At 70.3% G+C, this 20,755-nt stretch carries 23 protein-coding genes and 3 pseudogenes; 12 read left to right on the plus strand and 14 right to left on the minus strand.

The genetic code is table 11. The features are described 5' to 3' along the window. The first annotated feature begins 511 nt into the window (after positions 1–511). Positions 512–925 carry a hypothetical protein gene (locus tag O7632_RS08265; protein ID WP_278112804.1) on the plus strand — a complete coding sequence of 138 codons (414 nt, stop codon included), beginning with the start codon at positions 512–514 and terminating at the stop codon, positions 923–925. Here the strand turns inward: O7632_RS08265 and O7632_RS08270 are convergent. Together O7632_RS08270 and O7632_RS08275 are read right to left on the minus strand one after the other, a co-directional pair. Further along, positions 922–1,239 carry a hypothetical protein gene (locus O7632_RS08270; RefSeq protein WP_278112806.1) on the minus strand — a complete coding sequence of 106 codons (318 nt, stop codon included), beginning with the start codon at positions 1,237–1,239 and terminating at the stop codon, positions 922–924. The two genes, O7632_RS08265 and O7632_RS08270, sit on opposite strands and share 4 nt — an antisense overlap. Positions 1,240–1,345: 106 nt before the next feature. After that, on the minus strand, positions 1,346–1,942 hold the full coding sequence (locus O7632_RS08275) for a winged helix-turn-helix transcriptional regulator (RefSeq protein ID WP_278112808.1): 597 nt from the start codon (positions 1,940–1,942) through the stop codon (positions 1,346–1,348). A gap of 62 nt (positions 1,943–2,004) precedes the next feature. On the opposite strand from O7632_RS08275, the gene O7632_RS08280 reads away from it, so the two are divergent. Continuing rightward, positions 2,005–2,907, plus strand: coding sequence for an SDR family NAD(P)-dependent oxidoreductase (locus O7632_RS08280; protein ID WP_278112810.1), 903 nt, complete (start codon positions 2,005–2,007; stop codon positions 2,905–2,907). Between the two features lie 3 nt (positions 2,908–2,910). On the opposite strand, the gene O7632_RS08285 is transcribed toward O7632_RS08280, so the two are convergent. The 4 genes from O7632_RS08285 to O7632_RS08300 all read right to left on the minus strand — a co-directional run bounded on the left by O7632_RS08285 (position 2,911) and on the right by O7632_RS08300 (position 5,366). After that, positions 2,911–3,099 (minus strand): hypothetical protein, encoded by a 189-nt coding sequence (locus tag O7632_RS08285; protein WP_278112812.1) that lies wholly within the window; start codon positions 3,097–3,099, stop codon positions 2,911–2,913. Then, positions 3,096–3,749 (minus strand): TetR/AcrR family transcriptional regulator, encoded by a 654-nt coding sequence (locus tag O7632_RS08290; protein WP_278112814.1) that lies wholly within the window; start codon positions 3,747–3,749, stop codon positions 3,096–3,098. Before O7632_RS08290 ends, O7632_RS08285 begins: the two co-directional genes overlap by 4 nt. Then, complete coding sequence (locus tag O7632_RS08295) at positions 3,746–4,708, minus strand: oxidoreductase (RefSeq protein WP_278112816.1); 963 nt, start codon at positions 4,706–4,708, stop codon at positions 3,746–3,748. The genes O7632_RS08290 and O7632_RS08295 overlap by 4 nt, the downstream gene beginning before the upstream one ends. 97 nt (positions 4,709–4,805) lie before the next feature. After that, positions 4,806–5,366 carry a TetR/AcrR family transcriptional regulator gene (locus tag O7632_RS08300; RefSeq protein ID WP_278112818.1) on the minus strand — a complete coding sequence of 187 codons (561 nt, stop codon included), beginning with the start codon at positions 5,364–5,366 and terminating at the stop codon, positions 4,806–4,808. Positions 5,367–5,465: 99 nt separating this feature from the next. On the opposite strand from O7632_RS08300, the gene O7632_RS08305 reads away from it, so the two are divergent. The 4 genes from O7632_RS08305 to O7632_RS08320 all read left to right on the plus strand — a co-directional run bounded on the left by O7632_RS08305 (position 5,466) and on the right by O7632_RS08320 (position 8,407). After that, positions 5,466–5,864: a hypothetical protein gene (locus tag O7632_RS08305; protein ID WP_278112820.1), complete on the plus strand. Its 399-nt coding sequence runs from the start codon at positions 5,466–5,468 to the stop codon at positions 5,862–5,864. A gap of 126 nt (positions 5,865–5,990) precedes the next feature. Beyond that, positions 5,991–6,572, plus strand: coding sequence for a DM13 domain-containing protein (locus O7632_RS08310; protein ID WP_278112822.1), 582 nt, complete (start codon positions 5,991–5,993; stop codon positions 6,570–6,572). Positions 6,573–6,594: 22 nt separating this feature from the next. Beyond that, positions 6,595–7,359 carry a response regulator transcription factor gene (locus O7632_RS08315; RefSeq protein ID WP_278119923.1) on the plus strand — a complete coding sequence of 255 codons (765 nt, stop codon included), beginning with the start codon at positions 6,595–6,597 and terminating at the stop codon, positions 7,357–7,359. Positions 7,360–7,366: 7 nt separating this feature from the next. Next, the gene (locus tag O7632_RS08320; protein ID WP_278119924.1) at positions 7,367–8,407 is read left to right on the plus strand and encodes a HAMP domain-containing sensor histidine kinase; all 1,041 of its coding nucleotides are present in this window, start codon (positions 7,367–7,369) and stop codon (positions 8,405–8,407) included. A gap of 99 nt (positions 8,408–8,506) precedes the next feature. Here the strand turns inward: O7632_RS08320 and O7632_RS08325 are convergent, their stop codons facing one another. Both O7632_RS08325 and O7632_RS08330 read right to left on the minus strand, forming a co-directional pair. After that, the gene (locus O7632_RS08325) at positions 8,507–10,111 is read right to left on the minus strand and encodes an ABC transporter permease (RefSeq protein WP_278112824.1); all 1,605 of its coding nucleotides are present in this window, start codon (positions 10,109–10,111) and stop codon (positions 8,507–8,509) included. Beyond that, positions 10,108–11,007, minus strand: a complete 900-nt coding sequence (locus O7632_RS08330; RefSeq protein ID WP_278112826.1) for an ABC transporter ATP-binding protein — start codon at positions 11,005–11,007, stop codon at positions 10,108–10,110. Before O7632_RS08330 ends, O7632_RS08325 begins: the two co-directional genes overlap by 4 nt. A 169-nt stretch (positions 11,008–11,176) precedes the next feature. Here O7632_RS08330 and O7632_RS08335 point away from each other — a divergent pair. Beyond that, a pseudogene (locus tag O7632_RS08335) lies at positions 11,177–11,374 on the plus strand (helix-turn-helix domain-containing protein); the annotation flags it as partial. Positions 11,375–11,494: 120 nt separating this feature from the next. After that, positions 11,495–11,992: pseudogene (locus O7632_RS08340) on the plus strand (helix-turn-helix domain-containing protein); the annotation flags it as partial. On the opposite strand, the gene O7632_RS08345 reads toward O7632_RS08340, so the two are convergent. Then, positions 11,956–12,156, minus strand: a complete 201-nt coding sequence (locus O7632_RS08345) for a DUF397 domain-containing protein (RefSeq protein ID WP_278112828.1) — start codon at positions 12,154–12,156, stop codon at positions 11,956–11,958. The pseudogene O7632_RS08340 and the gene O7632_RS08345 overlap by 37 nt on opposite strands. A gap of 343 nt (positions 12,157–12,499) precedes the next feature. On the opposite strand from O7632_RS08345, the gene O7632_RS08350 reads away from it, so the two are divergent. Further along, positions 12,500–12,718: a hypothetical protein gene (locus O7632_RS08350; RefSeq protein ID WP_278112830.1), complete on the plus strand. Its 219-nt coding sequence runs from the start codon at positions 12,500–12,502 to the stop codon at positions 12,716–12,718. Positions 12,719–13,088: 370 nt separating this feature from the next. On the opposite strand, the gene O7632_RS08355 is transcribed toward O7632_RS08350, so the two are convergent. Then, positions 13,089–13,976, minus strand: coding sequence for a helix-turn-helix transcriptional regulator (locus O7632_RS08355; RefSeq protein ID WP_278112832.1), 888 nt, complete (start codon positions 13,974–13,976; stop codon positions 13,089–13,091). Between the two features lie 262 nt (positions 13,977–14,238). On the opposite strand from O7632_RS08355, the gene O7632_RS08360 reads away from it, so the two are divergent. Further along, positions 14,239–14,778: a hypothetical protein gene (locus tag O7632_RS08360; protein WP_278112834.1), complete on the plus strand. Its 540-nt coding sequence runs from the start codon at positions 14,239–14,241 to the stop codon at positions 14,776–14,778. A 27-nt stretch (positions 14,779–14,805) separates the two neighbouring features. On the opposite strand, the gene O7632_RS08365 is transcribed toward O7632_RS08360, so the two are convergent. The 3 genes and pseudogenes from O7632_RS08365 to O7632_RS08375 form a co-directional block, all read right to left on the minus strand. Next, on the minus strand, positions 14,806–15,213 hold the full coding sequence (locus O7632_RS08365) for a cellulose binding domain-containing protein (RefSeq protein ID WP_278112836.1): 408 nt from the start codon (positions 15,211–15,213) through the stop codon (positions 14,806–14,808). A 51-nt stretch (positions 15,214–15,264) separates the two neighbouring features. After that, positions 15,265–15,438, minus strand: a pseudogene (locus tag O7632_RS32190) (hypothetical protein); the annotation flags it as partial. 27 nt (positions 15,439–15,465) lie between these two features. Continuing rightward, entirely contained in the window at positions 15,466–16,464 is a 999-nt protein-coding gene (locus O7632_RS08375) for an ADP-ribosylglycohydrolase family protein (RefSeq protein ID WP_278119927.1), read from the minus strand. Positions 16,465–17,076: 612 nt separating this feature from the next. Between O7632_RS08375 and O7632_RS08380 the strand changes: the two genes are divergently transcribed. Beyond that, positions 17,077–18,117 (plus strand): glycoside hydrolase family 11 protein, encoded by a 1,041-nt coding sequence (locus tag O7632_RS08380; RefSeq protein WP_278112838.1) that lies wholly within the window; start codon positions 17,077–17,079, stop codon positions 18,115–18,117. Positions 18,118–18,256: 139 nt separating this feature from the next. Next, on the plus strand, positions 18,257–19,204 hold the full coding sequence (locus O7632_RS08385) for a DUF72 domain-containing protein (protein WP_278112840.1): 948 nt from the start codon (positions 18,257–18,259) through the stop codon (positions 19,202–19,204). Between the two features lie 64 nt (positions 19,205–19,268). Here O7632_RS08385 and O7632_RS08390 read toward each other — a convergent pair whose 3' ends face one another. Continuing rightward, positions 19,269–20,468 (minus strand): RtcB family protein, encoded by a 1,200-nt coding sequence (locus tag O7632_RS08390; protein ID WP_278112842.1) that lies wholly within the window; start codon positions 20,466–20,468, stop codon positions 19,269–19,271. Positions 20,469–20,755: the final 287 nt, after the last annotated feature.

Genomic DNA, 20,755 nt, shown 5'->3' on the forward strand with positions numbered 1-20,755 from the left:
TGAAGGCAAGATGCGGGTCTTGACTGTATGAAATGTGAGTTGTCGTCAGGTTGTCCGGATCCCTTGCGAGACGACGCTCGTAGGTTCGAGATTGCCACACGTCGATCGACATGTGGCCTCCGTTCCGCACGTGGGAACTGGCCAGCCGCGCCCTGGTGTGCGTCGCCGGGCACGACTGGAAGTCCGCTCCTTGCGTCGTGCGCTTCTGACATGCCCCAGTGTCGAGTGCGTTACGGCGCCTTCGCGTAGTGGCGTACGTCACACCGCGCTGGGCTGCCCGAGTTCCGCCATGCGGACGATGGGTGGTCATTCGATCGGTCGGCTTCCCGGGCTGGGTGTGCGGCTTGACGATCGTCTGCTAACGATGCAGCATTGCTACATGCATCATGGTGACAGATCGCAGATTTCAAGGACTCGGAACAGCTGATCGACGCCGGGGCCGCCTGCCACGTACGACTTGGCAGGTCCGTGCTCCGTCGGTGATCATGATGCTGTGCGTATGGTCGATGTCATGATCGACGTGGTGGGGTGTCTGGTCGGTGCCGAGACGCATCGGCTGGCTGCTTCGCTGCCAATGGAGGAGCACTGTATGAGCACTGCCAAGAATCGCCCTGCGGCTCTCAAGGAATCCACCGACAAACCGGCGCTCAACGATCCTCCCGAGACTTCTCCGGCAGTGCCAGACCCGCCACCGTCAGCCCCGTCGGGGGGAGCGGGCGGCCTCGTCCGCGTCACGGTCAACCTGACACCACGGTCGGCGGACGCGATGGAGAAGATCAGCGCCGAGACCGGCCTGTCCAAGACCGACGTGATCAACCGCGCGTTGCAGGTCTACCAGGTGGTCGAGGAGCTTCTCGACCGTGGTGGCGGCAGCATCCTCGTCCGTCACCCCAACGGTGAGCACGAGCGGGTCTACATCGTCTAGCGCGGCGCGCCCAGCTGTCCGTCAGTAATGTCGACGGACTGGCGTCCGAACGTGATGTCAGCGGAGCGACTCGGGGTTTCGTCATGGCTGAGTTCCAGACGCGTCGACACCGTAGCGGGCGACGCCCCGTCCGTCAGGTGCTCGGCGCGGATATTCGCCCGGCTGGTGGGTACCTCGTCGGAGAGATCGATCCGGCCGTTCGGGTCTGGCATGAGCGTCCCTCCGAGTCGGCGGTCGTCGACGCGGAAACGGTCCATCGTCTCCGGCGGACGTAGTTGGAACTGTTCTGACGGACCGCTTTCCTTCGTGGGCACATCGGGGTCACGTCGGCCGGCGGTCGTCGAACGTCCAGGCGGGACTGTCGTTCCTGAATCGGCTGGGCGTGCGGCTGGCCTGAAGTGGCTTGGCGTGCGGCGCCGGTCAGCCGGCGGCGGGGGCGACGTCGGTCGCCCAGCGGGCGAGGGCTTCGCCGACCCGATGGAAGCCCTCGCCGGTGGCGCTGAAGGCGTAGCTGCCGTCGTCGAGCCGGTGGATCAGCCCGCGCTGTTCCAGGTCGGCGAGGCGCGCGGTGAGGGTCACCTGGTTGACGCCGGTGTCGCGGGCCAGGTCGGTGAAGCGGCGCGGCCCGGGCAGCAGCGCGCAGTGCAGCTCCAGCATCCACCGTTCCTGCATCAATGCCATCAGGTCGTCGAGCTGGTGGTGACGGGTGTCCGGGTCGCTGGCGTCACCAGCCCAGGCCGCCATCTCGGCGAGCACCGGTCGCAGTCCGGCACCGGTCGGGGTCAACGCGTAGCGGGTGCCCGGCGGGTTGGCGTCGATCACCGTACGGCTGACGATGCCGGCCGCCTCCAGTTCGCCGAGCCGGCGGGCCAGGGTGCTCGGCCCGACCGCCGGGATCGCCCGGCGCAGCTCGTTGAAGCCGGCCGGGCCCGCGAGCAGCGCGTGCACCACGTGCAGCGTCCAGCGGCCCCGGAGCCGACCGACGGCGGCCAGCAGTACGCCCTGCTCCACCTGCACGTCGCCACTGTATCCAGCGACACACTTGTAAAGTGGAGGTAGCTAGTTCTATTTTTTTAGTCATGACAGAGACAATGCAACGAGCCCTGGTCACCGGTGGCACCGGCGGGATCGGCCTGGCCACCGCCCAGGCACTCGCCGGCCACGGCTACGCCGTCACGATCGTCGGCCGCGACCAGCGTCGGGGCGGCACCGCCCGCGACCTACTCGCCACGGCGGGAGCCGGCGACGCCCGGTTCGTCCAGGCCGACCTCTCCTCGCTGTCCGCCGTCCGGGCCCTCGCCGACGACATCCGCGCCACCGGCCCGCTCGACCTGCTGGTCAACAACGTCGGTGGGGTCTACCGCCAGCGCTGGTACACCACCGAGGGCATCGAGGCGACCTTCGCCATGAGCCACCTGACCGGCTACCTGCTCACCGAACTCCTGGTCGACGACATGATCGCCGCCGGCCGAGGACGGATCGTCAACCTGACCTCAGGCGCGATCCGGCTCGCCGACCGCACCCCGCTGGACCGGGTCGAGGTCGCCGGGCGCTACTACGGCTTCTCCGCGTACGGGCGGGCGAAGCTCGCCAACCTCGCGTACACGATGGGTCTGGTCGACCGACTCGCCGGCACCGGCGTCACGGTGCTCGCCGCCGACCCGGGGGCCAGCGCCACCGACATGGGCCGGTCGATGCGTCCGGACCTGTTCCCGATGCCGGCCCGGCTGGCGTTCCCGCTGATCTACCTCAACCTGTTCCGGACCAACCCCGCCGACGCCGCCCACAGCTCGATCGCCGCAGCGACCGGCGGCTCGCCGACCGGTGCCGCCGCCTCCGGCGGCCTGCCCAGCGGCACGGTGCTCGGCCCGAAAGGCACACCGGTGATCCCGGATGCCCGCGCCACCGACCCGGCGGTCATCCAGACCGTCACCGCGCTCAGCCGGGCGACCTGCGCCGCCACCCTCGACCACCGCCGCTGACGCCTAGCCGCCCTCGGCGTCGGGGTCGGTGGCGGCCCGTAGCGTCGGCAACGCCCCGTCCCGTGGCGTCATCGCGACCAGCCGGCCGACCGTCAAGACGAAGCCGACGGTGTGGCGCATCAGCTCGGTCGCGGTGTAGCCCGGATGGGCGGCGATGGCGCGTCGTCGTACGTCTACTGTGCCATGGGTCAATCATGGTCTCCGCTGTCGCCGCCGGCGAGCACGATCGTGATGGCGGTCCGCATCCTGGCCCGGTATTCGTCGGCCGAAGTGACCTTGTGTTTGAGCCCGAACGAGGTGGCGTGCAGATGGTCGGCCAGATCCCGCGCGGACAACCCGACGGGGCGCCACCGGTCGGCGATCCCGCTGTCCGTCAGGACCCGTTCGACGCCGTCGACCAGCCCGGCGTCGATCTGACCGGCCAGCGAGCCCCGCAGCGCGACAGTGGTGCTCAGCAGCTCCTCGAAGTTGCCGTGCACCGCAGCACCGACCATGGGTGCCTGGCAGGCCTCGAACGCGGCCAGGATCCGCTCCGGTGGGGGCAGGTCGACGCGGGCGAACGCCGCCCGCGTCGCGTCGCACACCCCGGCCACCATCCGTTCGACGGCGGCGACGAAGAGCTCTTCCTTGGTCTTGAAATGCAGGTAGAGACCTTGTCGGGAGATGCCGGCAGCTCGGGCCAGGTCGTCCATCGACGTCTTTTTGAAGCCGTACCGGAGGAACACGTCGACCGCCGCGTCGGCGATCGCGTCCCGGCGCGCGACGCCCGCCGGGGTCGGGCTGGCCGGCGAGGTCGGACTGGTCGGGCTGGTCGGGCTGGTCGGACTGGTCGGCGGAGTCACGCTCCGGGCTCCGTGCGGCCGGCCGGCACCGACGGGTACGCGATCCCGGTCAACTGTTCGCTTTCCGTCCACAGCCGCCGAGCGGCGAGGGTGTCCCGGGCGCGGGCCGAACGGGGGGCGGGTCCGGGCGGTCCGACCATGCCGAAGCGGCGCGTCGGTCCCCAGTAGCTGCCACCGGTCACGTCCGGATCGGTGGCGGCGCGCAGGCTCGGCAGCGCGCCGTCCGCTGGTCGCATCCGGATGATCCGCTCGATGCGCGACGGGTTGCCGCTGGTGTTGCGGCCCTGGTAGCGGCCGATCTCGGTCGAGGTCAGCCCGGGGTGGGCGGCGACGGCCCGGACCCCCGACCCGGCCTCGGTCAACCGGCGGTGCAGTTCCAGGGTGAACAGCAGGTTGGCGAGCTTGCTCTGCCCGTACGCGGCCCATGGCCGGTATCGGCGGTGTCGCCAGTTGAGGTCGTCGACGTCGATGCCGCCCATCCGGTGGGCCAGGCTGGAGACGGTGACGACGCGGGCGGTGCCACCGCCGCCACCGGTGGTGACCGCGTCGAGCAACGGCAGCAGGTGCCCGGTGAGCGCGAAATGCCCCAGATGGTTGGTGCCGAACTGTAGCTCGAAGCCCTGCTTGGTGCGTCCCAGCGGGGGCGCCATCACGCCAGCGTTGTTGATCAGCAGGTCGAGCCGGTCGTGGTCGCTCCGATAGGTGTCGGCGAACGCGGCGACCGAGCCGAGATCGGCCAGGTCGAGGAGAGCTCCGCTGACCTCGCCGGCGGGTCGGCTGCTGCGGATCCGGTCGAGCGCGGCCGTGCCCTTGCGCTCGTCGCGGTAGGTGAGCACCACGTGCGCGCCCTTGTGTGCCAGCATCCGCGCCGTCTCGTAGCCGATGCCGGTGTTGGCACCGGTCACCACCGCGATCCGTCCGGTCTGGTCGGGGATGTCGTCGTAGCCCCAGTGTGCCATGCCACTCCTTCGATCCGTCGGATGTGTCGGACAGCTTCGACAAGGTTTACTCAGTTGGCCTAAGTTGTCAATCGCGGGGCCCGGGTCGGCTGCCGGCTCATCGGCCGAAGAGCAGGTCGATAGCGGGCGCCGCCGCGCTCGGGGCGTCGTCGCCGAGCTCCGGTGGTAGCGCGCCGGACAACCACAGGGTGGCGAATCCGTGAGCGATCGACCAGGCCGCCAGTCGGGCGTTCTCCCGGTCGTCGACCGGCACCCGGGGATCGTCCAGGCTGTCCCGCAGCGCCTGCCCGGCCCGTTGCCGGGCGGCCACCATCTCCGGCGCGTCGAAGTGCAGCAGGCTGGGCTGGAACATCACCTCGAAGTGGGCCCGGTGCGCCACCGCGAACCGCACGTACGCCAGGCCGGTGGCGTGAATGTCGCCGCCGGCCGTCTCCAGCTCGTCGGCGAGCAGATGCAGCCCTTCGACGGCGATCGCGGTGAGTAGGCCGGTCTTGTCGCCGAAGTGGTGGGCCGGGGCGGCGTGCGAGACACCGACTCGTCGAGCCAGATCCCGCAGGCTCAACGCGGCGGGGCCCGACTCGGCGATCGCTTCGGTGGCGGCGACCAGCAGGGCGCGGCGCAGGTCCCCGTGGTGGTACGGCTGCGGCATCGCGGGCATCCTTCCTATCTTGTCGTTGACAAGATGCTACCCGACCTGGGAATCTTGTCGGTGTAAAGATGTGGTGCGCGCAGGCGCCAGTCCGAGGAGACACCCCTGATGAGTACGGCTGACAAATGGCTGACCGTGATCGCGCTGGTCAGCGTGCCGACGGTGATGTTCGGCGGCTACACCGTGATGCGCCTGGCCGCCGCCCGCAAACTCACCGACTACCAACTGTCCCTGTTCAAGGCCGGACACGCCCACGCCGGAGTGCTGTTGGTGCTCACCCTCACCGCGCTGAGCATCGCCGCCCGCGCCGGACTGTCCGACCCGTACACCTGGATGGTCGGTGTGCTGCTCGCCGTCGGCACGATCAGCCAGTCCGGCGGCTTCTTCCTGCACGCCGGGATCGGCCAACCCGGCAAGTGGTCGTTCGGCAACACCCTGACCGTGCTCGGCGCGGTGCTGCTCGCCGTCGCCATCCTGGCACTCGCCTGGGGCGTGGCGGTCAGCTGACCGTGCCGTACGGGCGCGGTCGCTCACCCCATCAGGTGCCACGATCCGGTCGGCCGGCCAGGCCGTAAGAGTTCCGCAAGAACTCGTCGAGGTCCGGCCGTCCCACCCCGCCGTAGGCTGGTCCGCGTGTGGAAACGCCTATTCTCCAGTCCGCTGACGTGGGCCCTGGCCGTTGTTGTCGTCGCCGGTCTGATCTTCGGCGGCTACTGGTTCCAGCCGTGGAAACTCGTCACCGACCAAGTCGTCGACGAGTCCGTACCCGTGGTCCAGGGCACCGACGTATCGGGCCCGACGCCGATTCCGAGTGCGAGTGCGAGCCCCAGCCCGACGCCGCGCGTGAGCCCCAGCCCGGCCGGCAACCAGCTGCTCGCCGCCGGTGAGTTCGTCACCCACGAACACGAGACCACCGGCACCGCCCAGGTCGTCCAGCTCGCGGACGGGCGGCGTCAGCTCGTCCTCCGCAACTTCGCCACCTCCAACGGGCCGGACCTGCGGGTGTGGCTGTCCGACCAGCCGGTGCTCGAAGGCCGCGCCGGCTGGTTCGTCTTCGACGACGGGGAGTGGTTCGAGCTCGACCGGCTCAAGGGCAACCAGGGCAACCAGGTGTACGACATTCCGGCCGACGTCGACCTGTCCGCACTGACCAGCGTCTCCATCTGGTGCAAGCGGTTCTCGGTCTCGTTCGGCGCAGCCGACCTCGCCGCCTGAGCCGTCCACCGTGAGCGTCGCCATGACCACCAGCCGGCCCGCCCGGATCCTCGTCGTCGACGACGATCCGACCGTGTCCGATGTGGTCCGCCGCTACCTGGAGCGGGCCGGCTACCAGGTCGACCAGGCCGCCGACGGACCGGAGGCGCTGGCTGCCGTCGACCGACTCCCACCGGACCTGCTGGTCCTCGACCTCATGCTGCCCGGACTGGACGGGCTGGAGGTGTGTCGACGGCTCAGACAGCGGGCGGTCACCGTACCGGTGATCATGCTGACCGCGCTCGGCGAGGAGGCCGACCGGATCGTCGGCCTGCAGCTCGGTGCCGACGACTACGTCACCAAACCGTTCTCCCCCCGGGAGCTGGTGCTGCGGGTCGGGTCGGTGCTGCGTCGCGCCGGCACCGGCACTGCCGGAGCCGCCGCGTCCGGCGGTGCCGCGACGATCGTCGACGGGGACCTGACCCTCGACCCCGACCGCAGGTCCGCCCGACGGTACGGGGCCGACCTGGCGCTGACCCAACGGGAGTTCGACCTGCTGCTGCACTTCGTCCGACACCCGGCGCGGGTGTTCCGCCGCGACGAGCTGCTCGCCCAGGTCTGGGGCTGGAACTTCGGCGACCAGTCCACTGTCACCGTCCACGTCCGACGGCTACGGGAGAAGATCGAGGCCGACCCGGCGCAGCCCCGCCGGATCGTCACCGTCTGGGGCGTCGGCTACCGCTACGAACCGGCGGCAGCCAGCATCGGCGCAACCACCGGAACCGGCCCGGGTCCCGCGCATGGGTGAGCTGGCGATGCTCGACCTGCCGCCGGGCGACATCGTCGCGGTCCTCGCCGTCGGCCTCGGCGCGTCCCTGCTGGTCGGACTGCCCGGCGCGGTCGCGCTACGGATGGCCCGACGACGCACCATCACGGTGCACGTCACCGTGCTGCTCACCATCACCGTGCTCGCCGTTCTGGCCGGGGTGGTCGGCGCGGCCCAGGCGATGTTCCTGTCCGCCCACGACCGCGACGTCGTCCTGCTGGTGCTCGCCGGATCCGGGGCGGTCAGCCTCGCCGTCGGCTGGTGGCTCGCCGCCCGGCTGGCCCGCGACGCGGTCTGGGCGGATCAGCTGCGGCAACGGGAACGGCAGGCCGAGGCGAACCGGCGGGAACTCGTCGCCTGGGTCTCGCACGACCTGCGTACGCCATTGGCGGGACTGCGGGCGATGGCCGAGGCACTGGAGGACGGGGTGGTCGCCGACCCGGTCACCACCGCCGACTACCACCGGCGCATCCGGGTCGAAGCCGACCGGATGGCACAGCTCGTCGACGACCTGTTCGAACTGTCCCGGATCAACGCCGGGGCGTTGCGGCTGTCGCTGCGTCGGATCCCGCTGGCAGAGGTGGTCTCCGACGCGCTCGCGTCCGCCGAGCCGCTGGCCCGGGCCCGCCGGATCCGACTCGTCGCCGCCGAACACGGCTGGCCGGCGGTCGTCGCCAGTGAACCGGAGTTGGCCCGGGTCGTCGGCAACCTGCTGCGCAACGCGGTCCGGTTCACCCCGTACGACGGGGTGGTCTGGGTCAGCGCCGGCCGTGACGGGAACCGGGCCTGGTTCGCGGTGTCCGACACCTGCGGCGGCATTCCCGACGCTGACCTGCCCCGGGTGTTCGACGTGGCGTTTCGCGGTGAGCCGGCACGCAGCCCGGCCACCACGGTGCCGGGTCCGGCCGGCGGTGGACTGGGTCTGGCGATCGTGCGGGGCCTGGTGGAGGCGCACGGCGGCCGGGTCGAGGTGGCGAACTCGGGTCCCGGCTGCCGGTTCCTCGTCCACCTGCCGGCAGCGGCCGGCTGAGCGGGCGTCGCCCGGTCGACCCGCTGCCGGTCGATCCGCTGCCGGTCGGCTGACCGGGCCCGGGCTGGCTGACCCCGGCGTCGGCCGGCGCAACCGACGTCAACCGATCGGTAGGTCCCGGCGACGCAGGCCGACCATGCCGACGGCACCGAGGGCGGCGGCCACCACCGACAGCCAGATCAGCGGTACGGGCGACGCCGACCCGCCGGGCAGACTCGGCAGGTGGCTGAACGGTGACAGGTCCCGCAGCGGCTGCGGCAGACGCAAGATCGCGCCGAAGAGGCTGACCAGGGCAGCTGCCGCCAACGCCGCCCACGCGACCCCGGCCAGCCGGGGTGCCAGCCCGACCAGGGCGACCGCGACCGCCGCCAGCAGCCACACCGCCGGCAGCTGCACCAACGCGCCGGCCAGTACCCGCCACACGTCGCGGCCCTGCCCACCGCCGAGCCCGTGAGTCAGCCCCATCGCCAGCCCGGCGGCGGTCAGCACCACCGCCGGCCCCAGCCCGGCGAACAGCAGGTGGCTGACCGCCCAGCGCGACCGGGAGACCGCTGTGGCCAGCACCGGCTCGACCCGCAGGCCGGTCTCCTCGGCCCGCAGCCGTAGTACGGCGGCGATCGCGTATCCGGTGGCGCCCATCCCGAACAGGCCGAGCATCGCGGCCAGGAACAGATCCACCAGCCCGGCGGAGCCGCCGAGCCGGGCGAACACCTCACGCAGACTCGGGTTGTCGGTGAACATGTCGCCCACCCCGCCGGCGACTCCGCCGAGCACCAGGCCCGCGACGGCGAAGCCCGTCGTCCATCCCGCCAGCTGACCTCGGTGCAGCCGCCACGCCAGCGCCACCGGACCGCCCAGCCGGGCCCCGCCCACTGCCGGGCCGGAGCCGGTCGCCAGCACACCGGCCCCGAGATCCCGGCGGGCGGCCAGGGCGACCGCGCCGACGACCAGCCCGGCGGTCGCGGCGGCGACCAGGCCGAGGACCCACCAGCTTTCCTCGGCGTACGGGCGCAGCCGCAGTACCCAGCCGAGCGGCGACACCCAACTGAGCCAGCCCAGCGGGCCGCCGATGTGCCCGCTCAGGTCCCCGGCGACCCGGATCACGGCGGCGGCGCCGAGGGCCGTCGCGGCGATCCCGCGAGCTGCTCCGGCACCGGTGGTGAGCTGCGCGGCGATCGCCCCGACTGCGGCGAAGAGCGAACCGGCGGCGGCGAACTGGACGCCCAGCGCCACCGAGCCGGCGACCGGCAGCCCCTGGGCGGCCAGCCCGGCGGCGACTCCCACGGCGAGCAGCAGGTTCGCGGCCCAGGTGACGACGAGCGCGGCGGCCAGGGCGGCGTGCCGGCCGACCGGGGCGGCGCCGAGCAACTCCCGCCGCCCGGCTTCCTCCTCGACGCGGGTGTGCCGGACGACGGTGAGCAGGCTGATCAGCGCCACGATCATCGTGGCGATGCTGATCCGCCAGGCGACGAGGCCGCCGACGTCGGCGCTGTGTATCGGGCCGTAGAGCGCGACCAGGGCGGCGTTGTCGTTGCTGGTCCGGGCGAAGGCCATCCGGTCGGCCGCGGTGGGGTAGAGGCCGGGGAACGCGGCGGCGAAGTTGGCCGGCATCGCCGCCAGCCAGAGGATCCATAGGGGTAGGACCAGCCGGTCGCGGCGCAGGATCAGCCGGACGAGGTGGGCGGTGCCGGCCAGCGGGCTCATCGCCGTGCTCCGGGGTGCCGGTAGTGCCGGAGGAACAGTTCCTCCAGCGTCGGCGGCTGGCTCACCAGTGCCCGTACGCCCTGGTCGGCGAGCTGGCCCAGCACCTGCGCCAGCGCGGCCGGCTCGACCTCGCACCGGATCCGATCGCCGTCCACGGCGAGCTCGTGGACACCGGGAAGGTCGGCGAGCCGGCTCGTCGCCACGTCCGGCAGTTCGGCGACGATCGTGGTGCGGGTCAGGCGCCGGAGCTCGGCGAGCGTGCCGCTCGACACGGTGCGGCCGTCGCGCACGATGGTGACCCGGTGGCACAGCGCCTCGACCTCGGCGAGGATGTGGCTGGACAGCAGCACCGTACGGCCCTCCCGGCTCGCTTCGGCGACGCAGTCGCGGAACACCGCCTCCATCAGCGGGTCCAGGCCGGAGGTCGGTTCGTCGAGCAGCAGCAGTTCGACGTCGGCGGCGAGCGCGGCGACCAGCGCCACCTTTTGCCGGTTGCCTTTGGAGTAGGTGCGGCACTTTCGGGTCGGGTCGAGGGCGAACCGGTCCAGCAGGTCGGCGCGGCGCCGCCGGTCGAGCCCGCCCCGGAGCCGGCCGAGCAGGTCGATCACCTCACCGCCGGTCAGGTTGGGCCACAGGCTCACGTCACCGGGCACGTACGCGAGGCGGCGGTGCAACGCGACCGCGTCCCGCCACGGGTCGCCGCCGAGCAGCAGCGCTTCGCCGCTGTCGGCCCGTAGCAGGCCGAGCAGCACCCGGATCGTGCTGGTCTTGCCGGCACCGTTGGGGCCGAGGAAGCCGTGTGTCTCGCCGGCCGCCACGTCCAGATCGAGTCCGTCGAGCGCCGTGGCACGCCCGTACCGCTTGGTCAGTCCACGGACGTGGATCGCCGTTTCCATATCTAGAAAGCTACGTTGCGTTTGCAAACGGGTCAAACAAGATGGTGCTGAGCAGCAGCGACTTTCACTAGCACGGTCGGTGATCGTTGCAATGATTCTCCAGCCGAACGCAACGACAGGTAGCATGAGTTGCAATGAAATGAGATCGAACGCATTGGCAGGTGACCGGATGCCCGGGGGACGGCTGACCTATCAGGACCGGCAGCGGATCGAGCAGGCGCTCGCCGACGGCGCCGGCTACGCCGAGATCGCCCGCCAGTTGGCCCGACCGACGTCGACGGTCAGCCGGGAGATCGGCCGCAACGGCGGCGCGTCGGGCTACCGGGCGAGCGCCGCGCAGCGGGCCACCCAGCATCGGGCGCGGCGTTCCGGCCCGGTCACCCGGCAACCCGTCGAGGACCCCATCGGGTACGGCCGGGACGCGGCCGCCGTCCGCGACTTCGAGCAGCGGTTCGTGGCGATGATGGTCGCGTCCGGCTTTCCCCGGATGACGGCCCGCGTGCTGGTCGGTTTGTTCATCAGCGACAGCGGCGCACTCACTGCGGCTGAGCTGGTCAACCGACTTCAGGTCAGTCCCGCGTCGATCTCCAAATCGATCGCTTTTCTGGAGCGGATCGGCTTCGTCGCCCGCCAGCGTACCGCTGGGCAGCGACGCGACCGGTACGCCGTCGACGACGGTCTGTGGTACCGGGCCTGGTCGATCCGGGTGCGGGTCTTCCAGACCTGGGCGGAGGCGGCGGCGGACGGCGCCGCTGTGCTGGGGCCAGGGACCTCAGCCGGTGACCGGCTGCACCTGATGGGTGAGTTCTTCGGCCTGGTCGTCCGTGACGTCGAACGGATCACCGCCGACTGGCAGGCGTTCCTGTCCGCGCGCGGCGCGCGCGTCGAGATGACGCGCGCGGACTCATCCGGACGGCCAGCGTCGAATCCGCTTGTCGTCAATGTCGATCACAACGATTTCACGAACGTCAGCCACCGTTCGTGATCGAATCGGAGAGTGTGATCACGGGTCTTCGAATCCCGGACGTAGACGTGACGGTCGGTCTGGGCCACCTCGACACACTCCCCGGGGCCACTGCGGCCGCTCTTGCGCCACCTGGTCGGTTGCCGCGAATCCGGCACTGGGCCTCCCTCGTCCCGCGAGGACATACGCGATGCCGGTCGCGTCCATTGCGGGCATCGGCGTGGCCTCGGCCAACTGAGAATTGCTCAGCATCGAGCATGCAAAGTATAGGCAGACGCGGATGTGTTCGAAACTTCGTCTGCTCGCATCGGACAGAGCTAGGCGAATGATCGGGGTGTCATGTCCGGTTTTGCGACATGTGCAGTGCTAACATCAGGTCGGGTACCCGGCTCTGCTAGGTCGCTAGGTGCCCGGCTGGCATCCTGGCGTCTGGCCATCGGTGAGCGGCGCATCCAACGAAGGGGGCGGCTCATGACGGGAGAGGACTCGCGTACCATGCCGTCGCAGGTCCCGCGACCCGATCGTGAAGTGACGCCGATCAGAGCGATCCCGGCGCTGGTGTACGCCACGATCGCCGGGCCGGTCATCGTCGGGCTGGCCGCCGCCGCCGGTGCCGCCGCCGGTGTCGTCGATGACGCCTTCGTCTGGCCTGTGCGGCTAGCCGTCTTTGTGGTGCTGGTCGTCGGGATGGGACTGACCGCCAACCGCTTCATCGTCTGGCTGCGGTCGCCGGGGAGCCCGCGTTAGCGCACGCCGCGGCCATCCGCTCGACGTCCGTCGCAGCCACCTGCGCGGGCGCGCGAGCAGTCGCTGGGCCTGGGAGAGCAGGAACACCGTGGTGATCGCGATGGAGGCGGCCGCCCACCGCGTCGGGTCCAGCTGAAGGTATCCCACAGCGGTGAGCGTGCTGGCCGCCGGTACCGCGACGACGACGACGCTCCGCCAGGGGACAGCCACGGCTGCCCCCTGGCGGAGCGTCGCCCGGCCCGCCTGGCTTCCGGTTTCAGTGCCTGTGGTGACGTCGGAGAGCACCTGCCGCTCCAGCTGTCCATCTGATGTGTGCGAGGAGGTCATGGCCACGTCCCCTTCGTGAACCGCAGCGCAGGCGTCGACATGGCTAGCCTGTTGTCACTTTGGGCCGGGACGGCCCAGCGTGGTGCACGATCAACTCGTCGATGACCTCGTTGAGCCGGGCTTTCGGCGTGGCGAGATCCTCAAGCTGGAAGAAGAGATCGATGTAGTTGGCGACCTCTTCTTGAGCGCTGATCGTTTCGTCTCGCCCGCCCTCGAGGTGCACCAGGTCGTCGTCGGCCGGGTTGGGGAAGTCGAGAATGGTGAACGGTCTGGTCAGGCCCCGATATTCGCCCGCGTCGAACCGGATCACCTGGATGTGAATGTTGGGCCGCTCGTTCAACACCTTGAGCCACTCGAGTTGCCGGAACATCACGCCCGGTCGTCCGACGGCTCGGCGTACGGCGGCCTCGTCCATGATGCAGTAGAGCATGGGTGCCTCGTCGCGGGAGAGCAGTTCCTGTCGCTCCAGCCGGGCTCGTACGAGTCGCTCGACGTCGTCGCTGGACAGCGAGGGGGGCGAGTACGTCCGGATGATCGCGTTCGCGTACTCCTCGGTCTGCAGCAGGCCAGGGACGAGGAGCGGCTGGAACTGCCGGATGCGGGACGCGGAGCTTTCATAGCCGAGGTACTGCAGGAGTGCGGGGCTCATGATGTCCCGGTACGTGGCCCAGGTCTGTCGCTTCGCGATCTTGGCCATCTCCACGAGTCGATCGATGTGATCGGCGTCGCTGACCTCGTAGTGCGCGAGAAGAGCGCGTAGATCGCTGACCGAGATGCTGGACTCGCCGGTCTCGATGCGGATCAGCTTGGACGTCGACCAGTCCAGCTCTAGTGCGACCTCCTTCTGGGTGAGCTGGCGGGCCTGCCGGAACTCGCGCAGGGCGATCCGCAGGCGCCGCCGTTGCACCTCTGGATCGTTGTTCATGCTCATCGGGCACTCCTAAGATCAGCCAATCTGAGATGTAGCATCATGCTACGTCATCGTCTCCCATATTCCAGCGGCAGTTCTCTCGATTAGCAAGCTCCTGTCAGACCTTTGACCTGGCAACCGGGCGGTAAAAGCCGCATAACAGGCATCGTAGCTAGTCTTCTGCTGGCTCCTGAAGTCCACCAGCGGATGTGAGATGTCGCAGAACTCAACCTGTCATACCCAGAGGTTGAGTGCGCTGGAGGGAGACGTCTACCGTGGGTGCATGAGTCAGCACGATGTCGTGACAGCCCAGGTTCCCGAGTCGCCACCGGAACAGCCAGCGGCGAGGTTCGCGCTCAAACTGGCTCTCTTGGCGGCCGGTGGCGCCCTGGTCGGGCTGGCGATCACGCTCGCACTCGGGGGCGACGAGCCGTTCGCCGGCGGTTCCTGGGGCCGTACCCTGTTGCTGCTGGCGGCAGTGACGGTCGCCGCCGGGGTGGGTGCGCTGATCCACCGCACCATCGCGTCACCCGGCCAGATCCGGCATCGGGCGGCTGCTCGCCTGGAAGAGGTGTCGAGCCAACTGGACTCCGCGTTGCGACAGGCCGGGGCATCGCTGACCGGCACCGGTGGTTCACCAGCGGTCCAAGCACATGTCGATGCCGTGAGCAACAAGCTGGACGGGTTCAGCACCGAGCTCGAGTCGCTCATGCGAAACGTCAACAGCGTGGAGGCGAAGCTGGCGAGCGCCAACCGTACCGCCTGGGCGACGTTCTTTCTCGGCACCCTGGTCGGCCTGGTCAGCCAGGTCACGTTGGGCTGATTCCGTCCCGCGTGGACATGGTGCGGGTCAGGGGCGTCCGTCGGGGTCGAGAGCCCTGGCGGCGGACGCGGTGTTCCCGAGCTCGGGCAGCCGTCGGCGTCGACTGCCGGCCCGGGAACTCCGCGGGTTCACGGGGTCAACTGACCGTGCAGGTGACGTCGCCGGGTGGCTGACTCGTGCCGCTGGTCGAGGCGATGAAGCCGGCGGTGGTCGACGAGCCGGTGACAGCTGCCCGTTGTAACTGGCGTTGGTCACCGTCACCTGGTTGCCTTGCTGGCCGAAGGTGCCGTTCCAGCCGTGCGACACGGTCTGGCCGGCCGGCATCGTGAAGGTCACCCGCCATCCGGCGGCGGTGGCGGCGGTGCCGTTGGTGACGGTCAGCCGGCCCTCGTAGCCGCCCTGCCAGGAGGCGGCCACCGTGACGCCGGCCGTCACCGGACAGGAGACCGAGGTCCAGGTCTGCCAACCGCCGGTGCCCGAGACGGTGCACGTTCCGACGAGAGCGCCGGTCGGGCCGCCCGGGCGCAGTTCGATCCGTCCGCCGCTGGCACCGGATGCCCACCCGCGCGGTGAACGACGCCGCTCCGGAACCGAACGCCACCCCCTTTGACCTTGATGTAGTCGCCGTTCCGAGCTGGCCTCGCTCCATATGTTCGCGATAACAGCAAACGAGGCACGGCACCGGGATCAGTCCCAGGACCGACCCAGGGCGTGCAGTTGGTCGGCGTACTCGATCCGCTCGGGCCAGGTGGTCGGCCAGGCCTTCGTTCCGTACGCCGCGCCGACGAACGCCCCGGCCAGGCAGGCGATCGAATCCGAATCGCCGGACGTGGCGGCACCCCTGGCCAGCGCGCCCACCGGGTCGTCGGCATGCCACAGCGCGCAGAGCAGCCCGGTGGCCAGGGCTTCCTCCGCGATCCAGCCCGCCCCGGTGATCCGGCAGGCGTCACCGCCGTCGTCGCCGGCGGCCAGCGCGGCGTCGAGGCGGTCGAGTACGGCGAGGCAGTCGTCCCAGCCGCGCGCGATGAACCTGGTCGGACTGTCCACACCGGGCCGCTGCCACAGCGGGCCGAGCCAGTCGTCGCGGTAGACGTCACGCTGTCGGCGGCAGTGCTCCCGCAACAGACCCGGCAGCGCCGGCAGCGGTGACCCGGTGCGCAGCAGCCGGACCGCGACGGCGGTCAACTCGCTCGCGGCCAGCGCCGTCGGGTGCCCGTGGGTCAGTCCGGCCTGCAACTGGGCGAGTCCCGCCACGGTGTCGTCGTCGTAGTCGCGGACCAGGCCGACCGGCGCGACCCGCATGTTGGCCCCACAGCCTTTGGAGCCGGCGACGGTGGCCTGCTGCCACGGCATCCCGGTGGACAACTGGCCGCAGGCCCGCAGGCAGGTCATCCCCGGGGCCCGGTTGTTGTCCGGGCTGGCCGCCCAGGCCAGGAACCGGTCCCGTAGCAGCGGTTCCAGCAGCTGCGGGGTGGCGGCCGTCGCGTCGTGCAGCGCCCAGCCGACGGCGAGTGTCATCTGGGTGTCGTCGGTGACCAACGCCGGGTCGCCGACGAGTTCGCGTGGGCCGGTCGGCCCGTAGCGGTCGTGGATCTCGGCGACCGTCAGGAACTCGGTCGGCTTGCCGAGCGCGTCTCCGTAGGCGAGGCCGAACAGGCATCCCGACGCCCGGTCGTCAGCTGCCACGTCGACCTCGGACCCTGTCACGTCGACCTCGGACCCTGTCACGTCGACCTCGGACCCTGTCACGTCGACCACCGCCATCTCTCCGTCGCTGTCCCCCGTCGCCCGGACAGGGGCGTGCCCGTCCGGCCTGACGGAAGCCTAGGCGTCGTCGTCAACCGGTGTCGTCGGGCCGGATCGGCGTCACTGTGGTCGCGGTCGGCGCAACTACTCGCCGGAAATGTTCCGGAACCTTCGGCTACCCTACTCGGTCTGTGATGTTTCGGCTGATGACGCGGGAGTGTCCTGCTGGTGTCGCTATCCGCTGGTGACAATCGCTGGCCAGCTGTAACGCGCTGCTGGCCCAGGGGCGACCGGACGCATGCTGTTTCCGTAACGTTTCTGAAAGTTGTTGACAACTCCACAGACTGCGCCATACCGTTTCATCGACGCAACTGAATGGGCGTCGAGGTCACCCCACGCGACTCGCATCCTCCGGTCGTGCCGCACGACCGGCCCACCACACCACGTGGTCCGCGCCGACCGGCCGGTGGTCGTCCCCGTCCACCGACCAACACGCCGGGGCGTACCGCACAGCTGGCCCCACGCCAGCCGTCCAGAGGAGGAAGCACCTACATGACCGACATCCCCACCAAGCCGAGAAGGCGCGGCCGGATCCGGCTGCTGCTTGGCACCGCGTGCGCCGCAGCGCTGGTCGTCAGCGGCATGGTGATCGCCCCCAGCGCGCACGCCGAGGCCGACCGGTACCTCAGTTCGAACCAGACCGGCACGCACAACGGATACTTCTTCTCGTTCTGGAAGGACAGCGGCAACGCCAGCATGACGCTGCGTGAGAACGGCCGGTACTCCAGTTCGTGGGACCGCAGCACCAACAACTGGGTCGGCGGCAAGGGCTGGGCCACCGGCAGCCGGCGGACGGTCAGCTACTCGGGCAGCTACAACCCGGGCAACAACAACACCTACCTCGCCCTGTACGGGTGGACCCGCAACCAGCTCATCGAGTACTACGTCGTCGAGAACTTCGGCAGCTACAACCCGAGCAGCGGCGCGCAGCGACTGGGCTCGGTGACCACCGACGGCGGCACCTACGACATCCTGCGCAGCCAGCGGGTCAACGCGCCGTCGATCGACGGCACCCAGACGTTCTACCAGTACTGGAGCGTCCGGCAGCAGAAGCGCACCGGCGGCACCATCACCGTCGCCAACCACTTCGACGCCTGGGCCCGGGCCGGCATGCAGCTCGGTAGCAACCACAGCTACCAGGTCATGGCCACCGAGGGCTACCAGAGCCAGGGAAGCTCCGACATCAACGTCTGGGAAGGCAGCTCCGGCAACCCCGGCAACCCCGGACCGTCCCCGACCGGCAACCCGGGTAACCCGGGTAACCCGGGCCAGAGCAACTGCACTGCGGTGCTCTCGGCCGGCCAGCAGTTCGGCGACCGGTTCAACCTCAACGTCTCGGTCCAGAACGTCAGCAACTGGACGGTCACCCTCAGTCTGCACGGCGGCCAGAGCTTGCAGAACAGCTGGAACGCCTCGGTCAGCGGCACCACCGGAAACATCACTGCCAGACCGAACGGCAGCGGCAACAACTTCGGGGTGACGATCATGCACGGTGGCAACTGGACCTGGCCGACGGTCACCTGTCGAACATGACGCTGACCTACCGGTAACGGACCATCCCCGCACGAGCGGGCCGACCCTGCTGGGGGGTCGGCCCGCTCATCGCCGTCCGGCCCGGGCAGCTCACACCGTTGTCGTTTCAGACGATGGTCGATCGGGGACACTGATCCCCATGAGCGCGATCCGGGTGGGTACGTCGTCCTGGGCCGACCAGCAGCTGCTCGCCTCCGGCTGGTATCCCCGGTCCGCCGGTACGCCAGCCGGGCGGCTCGCCCACTACAGCGGACACTTCGATCTGGTCGAGGCGGACACCAGCTACCACGCCATCCCGGCGGTGGAGACGACCCAGGCGTGGGCCGACCGTACCCCGGAGTCCTTCACCTTCGACGTCAAGGCGTACGGGCTGTTCACCGGGCATCGGGTGGCACCGGGCACGCTACCGGCCGACCTGCGCCCGGCCGGCGTCGGCGACCGGATCCGCTGGCGTGACCTCGACCCGGACGTGTACGACGAACTGTGGGTCCGGTTCCGGGCCGCGCTGGAGCCGCTCGCGACGGCCGGCAAGCTCGGCGTGGTGTTGCTGCAGTTCCCACCCTGGCTGGTGCGCTCCGACGCCGCCCGCCGGCGGATCCTGAACGTCGCCGAGCGGTGCCGGCGACTGGCCGGCGGTCCGGTGCGGTTGGCCGTCGAGCTGCGGCACGGCTCGTGGTTCGGCCAGCACACCCTGGACACGTTGCGGCTGCTGCAACGGCACGACCTGTCCTACGTCTGTGTGGACATGCCACAGGGGCACCCGTCCTCCGTGCCGCCGGTGCTGGTGGTGACCGCGGACCCGGCGGTGGTCCGCTTCCACGGGCACAGTGGGCAGTGGGCGACCGGCGACAAGCAGGAGAAGTTCCGGTACGCGTACAGCGATCGCGAGCTCGCCGACTGGGCCCGACGCCTGCGCGGGCTCGCCCGTGACACCACCGAGCTGCACGCGCTGTTCAACAACTGCTGCGGCGACCAGGCGGTGCGGGACGCGGCGGCGTTGGCCGACCTGCTCGCCGACCCTGCCGACGTGGACGTCGGCACCGGGGACCGCGCCCGTCGCCGACGGCACCTCCGCTCGGTCAGCTGACGGGACTGCCCGACCCGCCCGACCCGCCGGACCGGACCGGCGGATCGAGAGCGGTCGGCGTCGCTCAACCCTTCACGCAGACCACCTGCCGCAGGTGCGCCACGACCTCGACCAGGTCGGCCTGCTCGGCGATCACCTGGTTGAGATCCTTGTACGCCGCCGGGATCTCGTCGACCACGCCGGCGTCCTTGCGGCACTCCACTCCGGCCGTCTGCTCGGCCAGGTCCGCCACGCTGAACGTCTTCTTCGCCTTCGACCGTGACATCCGCCGGCCCGCGCCGTGCGACGCCGAGCAGTACGCCGTCTCGTTGCCGAGCCCGCGCACCACGTACGAGCCGGTGCCCATCGATCCCGGGATGACGCCCAGCTCACCGCGCCCGGCCCGGATCGCCCCCTTGCGGGTCACCAGCAGCGGCACCCCGTCGTAGGTCTCCTCCGCGACGTAGTTGTGGTGGCAGGAGATCGGTTCGTCGAACCGGGCCGCCGGTACCGCGTCGCGCAGCACCCGGCACAGCAGCGCCAGCATGATCGCCCGGTTGCGGGCCGCGTACTCCTGGGCCCAGGTCAGATCCCGGCGGTACGCCGCCATCTCCGGGGTGTCGGCGAGGAACACCGCCAGGTCCCGATCGGGCAGACCGGCGTTGTGTGGCAGCTTGCGCGCCACCGCGATGTGCCGCTCGGCCAGCTCCTTACCGATGTTGCGGGAGCCGGAGTGCAGCATCAGCCAGACCCGCCCGGCGTCCGGGCCGCCCTGCTCGACGCAGACCTCGATGAAGTGGTTGCCGCCGCCGAGGGTGCCCAGCTGACGCTGCGCTCGCGACTCCAGCGCGGCGACCCCGGAGTGCAGCCCGGTGAAGCCGGACCAGAACCGGTCCCAACCGGCGGTCGCCAGCCCGTGCACCCGACGCGGGTCGATCGGATCGTCGTGGGCCTGGAAGCCGACCGGGATGGCAGCCTCGATGGCAGTGCGCAGCGCGCCGAGGTCGTCGGGCAGCCGGGCGTCGGTCAGGTTGGTGCGTACCGCCGACATGCCGCAGCCGATGTCGACGCCGACGGCAGCGGGGGCCAGCGCCTGCCGCATCGCGATCACCGATCCGACGGTGGCGCCCTTGCCGTAGTGCACGTCGGGCATCACCGCGACGCCGTGCACCCAGGGCAGCGCGCCGATGTTGCGCAACTGCCGGGTGGCCTCCGGCTCGATGGCCGCCGGGTCGGTCCAGACCTTGACCGGAGCGCGGGTTCCGGGCAGCAACGTGTGACTCATGAGGAGCTCCTCGGGTGCGGGCGGAGATCGGCGACGCGCGGTGACGACCGGTCCGGCCAGAACGGAAATCAGCGAAGATCAGCGAACGGGGTGCGGGAGCGGAGCTCAGCCGCGCCGGGCGGCGGGTCGGTCTCCGCGGCGGTGTGTTCTCACCGGCGGCGCGGTTTCTCCAGCGGTGTCATGCGCGGCTCCTCGATCGTCGCTGTGCGGTCCACGCTAGACGCCCTGCTCGGCTGCGGCAATCGGATTGCGATGGTGCCGGCGAGGGCGTGGTCGGGGGTATGCCG

This window comes from Solwaraspora sp. WMMD406 (assembly GCF_029626025.1).
Taxonomy (GTDB): Bacteria; Actinomycetota; Actinomycetes; order Mycobacteriales; family Micromonosporaceae; genus Micromonospora_E.

Bases quoted from the DNA above. Each gene is read 5' to 3' on its own strand.
- O7632_RS08265 (WP_278112804.1), top strand. From the start codon at position 512: ATGATCGACGTGGTGGGGTGTCTGGTCGGTGCCGAGACGCATCGGCTG.
- O7632_RS08280 (WP_278112810.1), top strand. From the start codon at position 2,005: ATGACAGAGACAATGCAACGAGCCCTGGTCACCGGTGGCACCGGCGGG.
- O7632_RS08295 (WP_278112816.1), bottom strand. From the start codon at position 4,708: ATGGCACACTGGGGCTACGACGACATCCCCGACCAGACCGGACGGATC.
- O7632_RS08300 (WP_278112818.1), bottom strand. From the start codon at position 5,366: ATGCCCGCGATGCCGCAGCCGTACCACCACGGGGACCTGCGCCGCGCC.
- O7632_RS08305 (WP_278112820.1), top strand. From the start codon at position 5,466: ATGAGTACGGCTGACAAATGGCTGACCGTGATCGCGCTGGTCAGCGTG.
- O7632_RS08315 (WP_278119923.1), top strand. From the start codon at position 6,595: ATGACCACCAGCCGGCCCGCCCGGATCCTCGTCGTCGACGACGATCCG.
- O7632_RS08320 (WP_278119924.1), top strand. From the start codon at position 7,367: ATGCTCGACCTGCCGCCGGGCGACATCGTCGCGGTCCTCGCCGTCGGC.
- O7632_RS08325 (WP_278112824.1), bottom strand. From the start codon at position 10,111: ATGAGCCCGCTGGCCGGCACCGCCCACCTCGTCCGGCTGATCCTGCGC.
- O7632_RS08330 (WP_278112826.1), bottom strand. From the start codon at position 11,007: ATGGAAACGGCGATCCACGTCCGTGGACTGACCAAGCGGTACGGGCGT.
- O7632_RS08345 (WP_278112828.1), bottom strand. From the start codon at position 12,156: ATGTCCTCGCGGGACGAGGGAGGCCCAGTGCCGGATTCGCGGCAACCG.
- O7632_RS08355 (WP_278112832.1), bottom strand. From the start codon at position 13,976: ATGAGCATGAACAACGATCCAGAGGTGCAACGGCGGCGCCTGCGGATC.
- O7632_RS08360 (WP_278112834.1), top strand. From the start codon at position 14,239: ATGAGTCAGCACGATGTCGTGACAGCCCAGGTTCCCGAGTCGCCACCG.
- O7632_RS08380 (WP_278112838.1), top strand. From the start codon at position 17,077: ATGACCGACATCCCCACCAAGCCGAGAAGGCGCGGCCGGATCCGGCTG.
- O7632_RS08385 (WP_278112840.1), top strand. From the start codon at position 18,257: ATGAGCGCGATCCGGGTGGGTACGTCGTCCTGGGCCGACCAGCAGCTG.
- O7632_RS08390 (WP_278112842.1), bottom strand. From the start codon at position 20,468: ATGAGTCACACGTTGCTGCCCGGAACCCGCGCTCCGGTCAAGGTCTGG.